Source organism: Owariibacterium komagatae, assembly GCF_045865535.1.
In the GTDB taxonomy this organism is placed as follows: Bacteria; Bacillota; Clostridia; order Oscillospirales; family Ruminococcaceae; genus Ruthenibacterium; species Ruthenibacterium komagatae.
Window position 1 is genome coordinate 1,159,790 of record NZ_AP031406.1, and the last position, 12,053, is coordinate 1,171,842.

Below are 12,053 nucleotides of genomic sequence, written 5' to 3' on the forward strand. Positions count from 1 at the left end.
CGCACAAAACCATCTCCGCAAAACGATTTGTTTATTTCAGGCCCGAAGTAACGGCGATTCCGCTGAGGATCTGTTTTTGTGCAACAAAGAACAGAAGGATCAACGGGATGGTAACAACCGTACTGGATGCCATCAGCAACGCCCATTCGTTTCTGGAGCCTGCCGCAAACATCTGCAGACCAATGGAGAGCGTATATTTCGAGCTGTCCTGCAGATAAAGCAGCGGGCCGTTCAAATCGTTCCAACTGGACATGAAAATCAGAACGCTGATCGTAGTCAAAACCGGTTTGCACATGGGGTATACAATGCGATAAAGGATCTGCAGTTCACCGGCACCGTCGATGCGCGCCGCCTCAACCACGCTGTCCGGCAGACCTTTGATAAACTGCCGCATTAGGTAAACATAATATGCGCCGCCAAAAAACGCGGGCAGAACCAGAGGAACAAACGTATTCACCAGACCCAGTCGACTCCAGGTGCTGAACATCGGGATCTGCGTAACCTGCCACGGAATCATCATTGTAGCCAAAATGACAGGGAAAATGTACTTTCCGCCCTTCCAGGGAATCTTCGTCAGAGAATACGCGACCATCGGCGCAGAAAACAGTTCGCCGATCACCGGAAGAATGGACACGATCAAAGTATTGAGCGTCTCGGTGAGTACCGGCATGCGCCGAAATACTTCCTTAAAATTCCCCCACTGGGGATCGAGGGGAATCATCTGCGGCGGGTTCAAAAAAATTACCGTCGGGTCCTTCAGCGCAGTGGTTACCATCCAGTAAAGCGGCATGAAGAAAATAAGCGAAAAAAGGATCATAACCATGTAAGCAAAAAGTCTTTTGACCCTTTTGGACGTTCTTCCCCAGGAATTTTGTCTTGTCGCAACTTTCATTGTCCCATTTCCTTTCTGTATGATTTACTCCACATCGTAGTTGATTTGGTTCTCTGTAAAGCGCAGCGTAAAGAACGATACAATCATGACAACTACAAACAGGATCAGCGCCATGGCGCTGGCATAGCCCATACGCAAATTGGCAAAGCCTTTGGTATAGAGGTACAGCGAATAGAACATCACCGAATTTTCCGGGCCGCCAAACGACGTGACATAGGACGGAGAAAGCCTGCCCAAAACCAACGCCTGCGTGAAATATTGGAAGGTATTAATCAGGCCGATGATCAGGTTGAACTGAATGGTCGGCGCAATGCACGGTACTGTGATTTTGCGGAATTTGGTCCATGCATTCGCACCGTCTATATCGGCCGCTTCGTAGAAAGTCTGGGGAACGCTTTCCAACGCAGACAGGAAAATAATCATCGTACCGCCGCACCGCCAGATGTCCATCATCACCAGCGCCAGCTTGGTGTAGCGCGGGTCAGAAAGCCAGGACGGTCCGGTAATCCCGAACAGACCGAGGAACATATTAATCAGGCCGTATTCCGGATTCAGGATCCACATAAACAGCATGACGCTTGCTACAACAGGGACAACCGTAGGCAAATAAAAGATTGTGCGGAATACCGGACGGCCCTTCAACTTTTGGTGAAGGAGCATCGCCAGGCCCAGGGCGGCAATTAAATTGAGCGGCAGGCCAACCAGGCACATATACACCGTGTTTCCAAGCGATTGCCAGAACAGATCATCGTGCATCAGATCAATGTAGTTTTTCAGGCCGATCCAATTGGGGGCGCTGAAAACGCTGAAGTCTGTAAAACTATAATAAATCGCCGAGCAAATTGGATAAATGTTAAATGCCAAAAAGCCAATCAGCCAAGGAGAAACAAAAAGCAAACCCGTCCAGAAGAAGCGCCGCTCCGATCTGGACCATTTTCGTTTAACTTTCGTTTTCCCCAAATTCTCCATAGATAACATCTCCTTTTAATTCCATTCTTCATAAAAGGTCGTTATGAGATATAAAAATCCGGAGGCGGAGGTGAGTTGCCCACCTCATGCCTCCGGAAAAATTTAGAAGATTGTTTCAAATCAGAAGATGACAAGCACCTTTTAACTATTATTTGCAATCTCTTCCATCTGTTCCTGAACCCTTGCGGCTGCCTCTTCCACCGTTGTGTTACCCATTAAAGCCTGAACCATTTCCGTGTTGATGGCGTCAAGATATTCATTTGTATAGCTCAGCATGGGGAAGTGATACAAATCCTGATTCAAGAAGATGCTGGCAGTCTCTTTCACAGCAGTGTCCACGTCCAGCTCATCTACAACATATTCCAAAGCACTCTTGCGGGAATAATAAGCACCGTTGTTGAAATCGCCTTCAGAAAGATTTTTCTGCGTTTCGGCACTGGTCAAAGAAGACAGAACTTCCCAAGCTGCATCCGGGTTTTTGGTTTTGGCATTGACTTCCCATACGCCGCAGGACAGCATCTGACCGCCCTGGCCGTCCGGAGCCACCGGCATCGGAGCCAGTTCCCAATCAATGCCCTGGCCATACTCGCTCATTTCGTCCAGGTTCTCACAAGGTGCCCAGTGCATAGCAACTTTGCCTTTGAAAAGAGGATCTTCTGTGGTCGCATAGTGTCCAAAAGTATCTACAAAACGCCGTACGTTGTCATAGCCAAATTCATCAAAAATCTTTTTCTGGAATTCATAAGCAGCGATGATCCGCTCGTTGTTGAAGTTCGGCTGATCGCCGTCCATCCATGTTGCTCCAAAAGCTGCAGGCCACAGAACGTTATCCAGCCAGTAGTAATCGGGGATAAAGCCCATCTGCACGATAGTGCCATCCTCATCGACTTTCGTGCAGTCAATGGCACACTGCAGCAGTTCGTCCGTATCTTTGGGGAAATGATCCCAACCTGCTTCCGCCAGCAGGTCAGGCCGATAAGTCATAACCGTTGTAGAAGCCAAACGGGGAACACTGTAAATCCGATCGTTGTAGGTGCAAAGTTCCCATGCTGCATCAAAGAAGTCATCTTTGTTCCATTCGGTGTCATTGTTGACGTAGTCCGTCAAATCCAGCAACGCGCCCTTATCCGCCCACGAAGGAGCCATGTTCCAGTTGTTCTCAAAAATATCAGGAGTGTCGCCGCCCGCAATTGTCGTCAGGATAACGTCAATGGATTTGGCACCGGAAACCTCCACTTCAATATCAGTGTGTTCCGCATTGAATTCTTCTGCCCATTTCAGAAGTCTTTGATGATAAGAAGTTTCGTCTGTGTCCTCAGGCTGGATGTGCCAAACCGTGATTTTTTCTTTCGTCCCTTCCGCACCACCGGATTCGGTACCACCGCCACAAGCAACCAAAGACAGTGCCATCGTGAAAGCAAGCACCGCTGCCAGGATTTTTTTCATAATTCATACTCCTCTCTTGTTGCACAATTTCGAACTTTTGAAACTCCTCGTTTCGCGTTTTAGTAAACCACTTATACTTATATCTACTTTGTATCTTCGCACACAGCTTCCATCTAAAACATTTCATCTTTGTCTGCAGATTCTGCACCGCACTGTCGTTCTCGTTCTTTTTAAAGCAGACACCGAGTTTTCATCATCACACGCAAGTCTTTGTGCCGACAAAATATTATATTTTATAAGTACAATATGTTTTACTTTGTAATTACAATATATCATTTTTTAAAATAAATCAACCCCTAAATTATATTTTTGTCAAAAAAAATGAATATTTAGCATCAATTTTATATGTTTCGCTAATGATTTTGTTCTTTTGGGCCATTTTTCATTCTCAATATGTTTCATTATATTATAACATTGTGTTTTCAGCATGAATTCCGCAAAATTTCCGTCCTACACATAAAAACAAAAATCCCCCCCCTTGTAAAGCAGGGGATTTTTATTACTTCGGCAGATCCGTCGAAATTCGCAACCACTCTCATTTTTCAATAACGCCATCTCGACGGTTGATCGTGCTTTTTGAAAGTCTTCCAATTTTTCTTTTATTATGCCAATTCGAACAAAAATTACAGCGCAATAAATAATATTTGTGGTGAACCCACAATGTTATTCGCAACCATGCACCAACCACTCTCTGCATCATTGAAGATACAGAAGACGAAATAAAGGATCGATATTCTTTTCTGCCCAACAAAATATTTTCAAAGTTCCAAAATCAAATTTATTATTACCAATTAGTTTTTTAGCACTTCATCGGAAACATCCTCGCAGAACAGCAAATCAACTGAAGCTCCATAGTTCAACAAGAGAGAGTAGTGCTCCTTGTTGATTCCAGATAAACATCTGTCAAAAATTATTTCTTCATCTCAGCACGGATCCACAACTTTATACTTTGCAAATACATACTGATTACACTTTGCAAAGTGAACTGCTATTTTATTTTGCGCCCCCCCCAAGCTGTTCAATACCACTTTCTCCATTTGAGGCGAGTGTTTCTATCTGTAGTTTCTTACCTGCCAATGTCGGAATTTTGTATTCGTATTCCGCCTCATCATTGTTTTCCCGTAAAAACACAAAATACCCATCCGAACCGTTGCAGGCCCAAAAACCTGTATGACTCTTCCCATTGGGACTCTCTCCAATCGGAGTAACGTCAGCTTGATACAACGCTTGGCTGTGAGAACGCCATACACAAATAATTTTTCGAAGAGTTTCTGCATCTACTTTTTCTAAATGGCTTAATTCACACCACAGCAGAGGATTTGCTACCATAACCGATGCAAAAAGATAATCCATATCATACCGATTCGGGGCGAAGGGGTCATCGCCATAGCGTTCCACATTCCGTCTTGGATTGGCTATTTCAAATTGCAAAAATCTGGACGGTATCACCTGCGACAGCATCCAAAGATTTCTTAACGTGCGATAAGGAAAGTAGGTATCGTTATCCGTATACCGATTTTCAATAAACAACACCCCATATTGCACCTTGTAATGGTATCCAAATCGATCGCCTGCTGTTACATCCAACTGCAGACATGCCCCCGACTGGCTAAGTTCTTCTACCATAGCAGAAAAATTTCGATCGCCTGTTTTGGAGCGCAACATCACAGCATCCAGTTTAAAATACCGAATTCCAAATTTTTTCTGAAAATCCTTAAGAATTTTAACGTCTGTTTCCCAATTTTCAAAATCTCCGTAAGAATCTGGCGAAAACCAAAGACCGAGCCTGACACCGCATTTTTTTGCATGCTCCACAATCGGCTCAAGGCCATGCGGGAAACGTTTCAAATCCACTGTCCAGTACTCAGAAGACGCCCGGTGAAAACCTTCAAAAATATGTTCCATATAACGATTCGGATCCGTAATGATTCCCTTCTCCCAACCGTCATCGATTTGAACCACATCCGCACCGATATCTGCAGCGGCATCCAGCTCTGCTTTAAGAAACTCTTCGCAAAGTGCTTTTTCGCAGTTATTATCTCCCCATGTGTTTGCCATGACAAACAACCTGCCTTCGCCCTTTTTACGAAGAGACAAAAGCCGCCGATATTCTGTCACAAGTTTTTCTTTGTCGCCAATTCCTACGGTTACACCATAATATTCAACTTCTTCATTTACCGGTAAATTTGAAAAGTCAACGCCACTGCCATACACCTCAAATTCACCGCTTGTAACCGCCAAGTCATGCACTGGCCGATTCAAATGCGAAGTTCCAACCGGAGAATCTTTCGCGATGAGCACCGCCTGGGATTCCCCTGTGGGTTCGACGACAAAGATATCTCCCCGATAACCTGCGTATCGATTCGGGTAGGGTGAATCTTCTACTATACGAATCAGCGTATCACAAAAATCATCCTTATCAAACAGCTCCATTACTTTTATATTGTAATGGATCGTCGGCAATTTGACACATTCGATCAGATCGTATTTTTCTGATTTTTCTGTTTCATGAGAAGTTTTTCGAAGAACTGAAAAACGTGTAGACACAAAAGGCATATCCGGGAATATCTCCACATGATAAATCTGCGTTGCAAAATCATTTTCCATCTTCACAGTGATCCCCAAAGACGAACTGCTTAAGCCATTGGCATCTTCTGTCTCACAATGAATTAACAGATTTTCAAATTCACCATATGGAAGGACAAACGGCCTTTCAGAATCCAGCAACGCACATGACTGATTTCTTTTATCCCACAAAGAACCGGCAATAATCTTTCCATCTTGAAAATAATAGCAGCGCTCCAGCCGTTTGTTCCCAAGTAAAAGCTTTCCGTCTTTAAACTTCGCATAGCAATCTTCAAACTGACCGATCAAATAAATCCTTCCTCTCTGTACAAAATTCAAACACCTTTCAGCGTTCTTTTTTCATCCACATGGCGCACAAACTCAACAGTACATTCACAAATGATTCAACACAAATGATTCCCAGCGCAATTGCCCCTGCCTCAACGAGAACCCGTTGCACATACCAACCGAAATCCCGATATTTCTCCAGCACAAAAAAACTCATCATATAATAGAGGTCACTGCCCGGAATCAGTGGGATCAAAATGGGCACCAGAAACAGAAGGACCGGTGCCTTTACTACTCTTGCCAGTAATTCACTGCTGGCAGCGGCAGCAATAGCCGCCACGAATAGCGCTGTAAAAATTTCCATACCATTCTCCACACAGATCAAATACACGCTCCACGCCAGCGCTCCTCCGATACTGCATAAAACGACTTTGTATCCACGAATATTGAATAAAACTGAGAATCCCATCGCTCCAATTCCAGCCATAACAATTTGCAAAACAGCTGTGTTCATTTCTACTTTCCCGCCAGTATAATCACGACCGCGAACCCCATCGCAACGATTAAAGCTTTCAATACCGCCTCATATAATCCCAACAGCCCTGAAAGTGTATCTCCATGGAGCATATCCTTCAGCGAGGTTGTCAAAGCAAGCCCAGGAATAAGAAGCATAATATTTCCTATGATAATTTTATCCGGATGCTCTCCCAAGCCCAGATTCACCATGCCCAGTACCGCCAATGCAGTCAAAATACTTACCAACAAATTTTTCAAAGCGCCGTTTATATACAAATGCTGGCAAAGGCAAAACATTTCAAACATCAGTATTCCCGACAGTGCTGCCGTTATCGAATCCACAAAATTTCCGCCGAAAAAGAGCGAAAAAGCCGCCGATACGACTGCATACATCAAACATTTTGAAACTGATGAGTACGCCTTTTGATCCCGAATTCTTTTTATCTCCTGCTGAAAAGTTTTCAATGAAACCGGGTTAGCACAAATGTGTCTGGAAAGGGCATTCACTTGTTCCACACGCCCCAGATTCGTATCGCGTGCATAAATCCGCCTGGTTTGTGTTAGCGTATCACCTTCCCCATTTTGAACCGTCAGAACAATACTGGATATAATGGTAAATACCTCTACTTTCGTGAAACCATAAACCATACACAATCGTATAATTGTATCTTCTACGCGCATTACTTCCGCGCCGCTGATCAATAAAAGTTCACCGAGATCCAAAATGCACGACAGAATCTCCGCATATTTATTTTCTGTCCTATTTGAAATTTGAGGCAATGTATATACCTTGAGCATAAACGTCTAAATCCTTATGAAGAAGAACTTTCTGTTTTGGCAGCGTTCAAAATTTTGATTCCCACCAAAATCAAAATAATTCCGCCAAATTCCAAAACAGATGGAATTTCCTTGAAACAGATAATCCCTAAAAATGCTGCTGTCACCGGTTCAATTGCCGCCAGCATCGATGCTCGGCTATTTTCCAAATAGGTAAGACCCGTAGTGTAAAAGAAATATGGCAATAATGTTGTAGCTAAGGCATATAGAATACAAAGAAGCCCTGTATTGGGAGACAAGACCAGTGGTACCAAAGAGATTGGATTAACAAAAAACGCTCCACCAACGCAGGCAAAGATAAACGTATACAAAATAATCGTGACCGGATGATATCCCTTTTGCAAAGCGTAACGAGAGAAAACGCTGTAAAACGCATATCCGATACCCGCACCTATACCAAGAACCACACCGATAATCGACCAGTTTGTCTCATTCAGGCGAATATTGCTGACCAGCACACATCCCAGCAAAACCAATCCCATACAAACCACATGCCTGCGTGTAATACGCTCTCCAAACAAAAAGTTGGAAAGCAAACAGACAAAGACCGGTGCCGTATACAGGAGTGCCGCTGCTACAGAAATATCCAGTTTTTGAATAGCTGAAAAGTAACAGAAATTGAAAAAAACCATGCTGAAAATCCCTGTACCAATAAAACACCATGCATCTTTTACTCGTATTTTCAGCATACTTGGTTTCCACAACAACACAACCAGAATGCCCAATACTGCTGTTATGCTACTGCGAATTTGTACCATTTGCATTGAAGTCAAGTTCATGGTCTCAAAGATCCGCACAAAAATCCCCATGGTCCCCCAAAGGCACCCTGCCATCAAAACCCAAAGCGTTGCCATTTTTGATGTTGGATTCATGTCTTTTTTCATAACCCTCACACTTTACTTATTCTTTTGAAAAGCCATCTCTTTCAATCTCTTTTTGTGCGTTCCGCCAAAGCGTTTCCAACGCACCTTGAATCTTCTGTTCTATTTCAGGCGGATACGTTCCGTTCAAGCCGAAATACACTGCAGATTCCTTCGGTTCATAGCCGCCGTGGCGAATCTGCATTTCTGTACACAAATACCCGATCAAACCATTCGCGTAACCAGCACAAAGCGCATCAGGAACCAACGTCCGCGCATATTCCGCATAAAAACGTGACACTTCCGCATTCAGAGTAAAAAATTCTATCCCTGCCCCCAAAACAATTAACCCTGCATCTAGCGTTTCGTAAGCAGCGAAGGCTTTTTTCTGAATCACCTCTGCCCAATCCTTTTCCAACAAGGACCCTTGATTTATCAATCTCAGGCACTCTTCCCGTCCCACAGAATTCTTCAGCGGAAGTTTGCTTCTCATCTGATTAGAGTACAGAAAAGGGGGAATTTCTTCAGAACGCTGTTCCGCTAAATTGGCACACAGTTTTCCGAATCTCTCGCCAAATACTGCCGCATCCTGATAGCTTCCTCTGTAAAACTCATTACCCAAAACAAAATTTGCCCGCATATCGCCCGTAAATCCCTGCAAAAACAAACAAACACAGCCTGGGAAACGTCTATCCATCAAGTCCATCGCAATCCCTGGAAAATCAGGATGCAACGTATTTCCACCAGCAATATTGGCATGACACGCATAGCTGATTAAAATACCTTTCAGCGCCCCGTCTCGTTTTCGGAAAGAAATCGTCGCCAATCTCTGATCCGCCGGGACCTCATAATTCGGACGCATAGTTGCACCAGGGCCTTCCGGTTTCCGCCGATATATATTAAATGGGCAAACTCCGTCATTGCGGAAAAGGTCAACCGGTTCCATAGTTTTTTCCGCCGATTCAATTCCAATCAAAACCTCCTGGATCAAAAAATCACAATAAGCAGGATCCGGCTCTTCCACCGCATGTGTTGCGACCAATCCGGACGGCGGCCCGGAATGATTATGTGAAGCGACAAAAAACAAATCCTGAGCCCGCAATCCAAACTTCTGGCTGCATTCAGTGCGCAATCTCGACACCAGTGGATCGCCCCAGCCGAGCAAATCCGCATAAACAATTACAAGCTGCCGCTTTAAATGCTTTACAAAATAAACACGTAAATAAATATCCTGGCTTACTTCGTCAAATTTTTTATTCCGAAACGAGAAGCCACTCAGTCGCAATGACTTTTGGGGCGTAATGCAGCGTTTAGCCGTTCCTAATTCCATAAAAATCCTCCTTGAAAAGCTGCAAGTTCGGCAAATTAATAGGGCGCCTTTCCTGGAATCAACTTTTTTTCTCCTCCGAGCGTCAGTAAAAAAAGGACAAAGCAAAATGCTCTTCCCAAAGAGACAATCACAATTGCGGTGGTTAGGTTCCAATGCGAAAGAATCCAGTAGGAAAAGAACGGCGCCACAAACATCGAAATGTTATAAAGTGTATTATAAACCCCAATATACACCAACCCATTGTTATCACGAGGGGCCACTTCATACACACCGTTAATGATAACTACGCCACTCCCCATTAAAGCCAATCCGTTTACCAATTGAATTGCACACATCGCATAACAATCTTTTGCCAAAAGGTACAATCCCAGATTAAATACCATAACAAGAGACAACAGGATTAACGAACGATTATTTCCAATGCGGAAGATCAACTTATTCCAAAACGGCGCTGTAAAAAGCGCTACAATCCCCGAGATAATAGAAAAAAAAGCAATCCAAAGTTCATTGGCATGAAGAACATTTAACATATACAAGCTGCTGAGCGGACCGCCTGACTGCCAAAAGAAGTTAAACACAAAAAGAAGAATAATATATTTTACGAACTTACGGTTTTTAAAAATCTGTTTGATCGTATCAGCACAAAACTCAGCACCGCCTTCTTTGTTTTGATCTGCCGGCATTTCCCGGTCGCGGAAACGTGAAAATACAGAAATTTCCACCATACCAAGCAAAAACGCAACCACAAAAATGATTTGATAAACGCGCAAAATTTCATTGCCGGAATTTTCAAAATGTGCGAGAAGTGCCCCTGTGAGCATCGTCACAAATGGAGTAAAAAAGGTGCTGAACTTTATTCGCAGAGAGAGCGCCTCAACTCGCTCCCTTTCTTCAAACAATTCGCCAACATACCCCTGCATCGCGTTTTGAGAAGCCCCATCCGGAAAATTGATAAATCCAACTAAGAGCACAAAAATTAACGGGCGTATAGATTCAGGAAGGAACGGAATCACTGCAATTACAAGCAACAATCCTCTGTTCGTATAGAACAACGCTTTCATTACTCTTTTTTTGCTCCTGCTTCGAGCTAAAAACAGCGAACTGGGGATCAATGTCAATACTGCCACCAGTCCAGGCAATGCAGTCAACAGAAACACCATTAAATCGGAACCGCCCAGTCGCTGCAAAAACTTGGCGTTGAATGGTTTCCAAATATTGTTTTGTGTTGTCGATGATACACCCCTTAATTTTGCCGAATACTGTACATATCCTTCAAAATATCGCGCTTTCAAAACGCTTAGTGCCGGCACTCATCGGATTCGTTTGTTATATTCTGAAAGTCATTGAACTGAATGTAGTGCAAAAATATCAACAGTGCCAAGCACTTTGGCTCATCAAAATGGGATAATTCCATATAGCTCGGTCCACCTATAGTGCCGCGTTCAATGCTCATACAGCACAAGGCAATAGTCAATCCAACTCTATCTATCGAGAACCGTTTCAATCTACTGGAAGCCATTCTGTACTTTTTAGAAAAAAACTCCTCTGTATCCCAATTGCGACTTAACTGTACTGCCTGCTTCATCGCCGGAATAAAACACTGGCTAAAACTCCGCGTGACGCTCGGATTCTTCTATTTCAGCCTGTGGCAACCACCAATCGCGGTCTCCCCAATAACTATCTCTTGAGGCGTCATGTTCATGCACTTCTTGTTTCCCTGCCGGATACCAACCACATGACGTAACCTGATGCAGACCCGTTAGAGAGGGAAATCTCAGTCTGCAAAACTGTTCACTACGCAAGTACTTTGGCTATCAAGGAATGATGCCCACTGCCTCCTCACGAATTTCTATCGGCTTATGACTTTGAAGCCCGCATTTCTAATGCGGAGCATACTTTTCACGTCATCGGCCATTCTCTAAAACCTTGTAAAATTCTTTGTATCTATATTGGCCAAAAGAAACTGAATATATGAGTTCTTCCGGAAGGCATCGTTTACATTTTCCAAACTATAGAAAAGAGATTCCACATCACTACATTGACTTCTGCAGTCGGCAGAAACCTTGACACTCCAAACCTATAAATTAGAAATACAAATGAATGGAGTGTCAGTTATACCAATCACGGCACTATAAACAGGGAAATTAGGGGATGGTCCCAAATCAAAAACTGGTCACCCCCAGTAAGCAGCTTGCTGTCATGTACGTATGATACTGGTACCTCCATGTTGTGCCTCAAACTCTCTGTTTCTTTCGCTTTTACTAAATATTATTATACTTGGCCAATCGCGACTTCCTTTCTGCCAAAAAAAGTCTCTTACTATATCATTCTGTTTCCCGTTTCTACTTAG

General features: G+C 43.6%; 9 protein-coding genes. All 9 read right to left on the minus strand.

Going from position 1 to position 12,053, the window contains the following annotated elements; all coding sequences use genetic code 11:
• Positions 1-31 precede the first annotated feature (31 nt).
• Entirely contained in the window at positions 32-670 is a 639-nt protein-coding gene (locus tag ACKTS9_RS05825; RefSeq protein WP_407879493.1) for a carbohydrate ABC transporter permease, read from the minus strand.
• A gap of 246 nt (positions 671-916) precedes the next feature.
• On the minus strand, positions 917-1,861 hold the full coding sequence (locus ACKTS9_RS05830; protein ID WP_407879495.1) for a carbohydrate ABC transporter permease: 945 nt from the start codon (positions 1,859-1,861) through the stop codon (positions 917-919).
• Between the two features lie 141 nt (positions 1,862-2,002).
• On the minus strand, positions 2,003-3,307 hold the full coding sequence (locus tag ACKTS9_RS05835) for an ABC transporter substrate-binding protein (RefSeq protein ID WP_349217235.1): 1,305 nt from the start codon (positions 3,305-3,307) through the stop codon (positions 2,003-2,005).
• A 993-nt stretch (positions 3,308-4,300) separates the two neighbouring features.
• A complete protein-coding gene (locus ACKTS9_RS05840) occupies positions 4,301-6,181 on the minus strand; it encodes a hypothetical protein (protein ID WP_407879498.1) in 1,881 nt (626 codons plus the stop codon).
• 37 nt (positions 6,182-6,218) lie between these two features.
• Positions 6,219-6,674: a threonine/serine exporter family protein gene (locus tag ACKTS9_RS05845; protein WP_349217237.1), complete on the minus strand. Its 456-nt coding sequence runs from the start codon at positions 6,672-6,674 to the stop codon at positions 6,219-6,221.
• A gap of 2 nt (positions 6,675-6,676) precedes the next feature.
• On the minus strand, positions 6,677-7,474 hold the full coding sequence (locus ACKTS9_RS05850; protein WP_407879500.1) for a threonine/serine ThrE exporter family protein: 798 nt from the start codon (positions 7,472-7,474) through the stop codon (positions 6,677-6,679).
• Positions 7,475-7,488: 14 nt separating this feature from the next.
• Positions 7,489-8,397 (minus strand): DMT family transporter, encoded by a 909-nt coding sequence (locus ACKTS9_RS05855; protein WP_349217239.1) that lies wholly within the window; start codon positions 8,395-8,397, stop codon positions 7,489-7,491.
• Between the two features lie 16 nt (positions 8,398-8,413).
• Positions 8,414-9,703 carry an alkaline ceramidase gene (locus tag ACKTS9_RS05860; protein ID WP_407879503.1) on the minus strand — a complete coding sequence of 430 codons (1,290 nt, stop codon included), beginning with the start codon at positions 9,701-9,703 and terminating at the stop codon, positions 8,414-8,416.
• A gap of 35 nt (positions 9,704-9,738) precedes the next feature.
• On the minus strand, positions 9,739-11,013 hold the full coding sequence (locus ACKTS9_RS05865; protein WP_407879505.1) for an MFS transporter: 1,275 nt from the start codon (positions 11,011-11,013) through the stop codon (positions 9,739-9,741).
• Positions 11,014-12,053: the final 1,040 nt, after the last annotated feature.

Excerpts from the sequence above, each read along its gene's own strand:
- ACKTS9_RS05835 (WP_349217235.1), bottom strand. The coding sequence starts at position 3,307 with ATGAAAAAAATCCTGGCAGCGGTGCTTGCTTTCACGATGGCACTGTCT.
- ACKTS9_RS05860 (WP_407879503.1), bottom strand. The coding sequence starts at position 9,703 with ATGGAATTAGGAACGGCTAAACGCTGCATTACGCCCCAAAAGTCATTG.
- ACKTS9_RS05830 (WP_407879495.1), bottom strand. The coding sequence starts at position 1,861 with ATGGAGAATTTGGGGAAAACGAAAGTTAAACGAAAATGGTCCAGATCG.
- ACKTS9_RS05850 (WP_407879500.1), bottom strand. The coding sequence starts at position 7,474 with ATGCTCAAGGTATATACATTGCCTCAAATTTCAAATAGGACAGAAAAT.
- ACKTS9_RS05855 (WP_349217239.1), bottom strand. The coding sequence starts at position 8,397 with ATGAAAAAAGACATGAATCCAACATCAAAAATGGCAACGCTTTGGGTT.
- ACKTS9_RS05845 (WP_349217237.1), bottom strand. The coding sequence starts at position 6,674 with ATGAACACAGCTGTTTTGCAAATTGTTATGGCTGGAATTGGAGCGATG.
- ACKTS9_RS05825 (WP_407879493.1), bottom strand. The coding sequence starts at position 670 with ATGCCGGTACTCACCGAGACGCTCAATACTTTGATCGTGTCCATTCTT.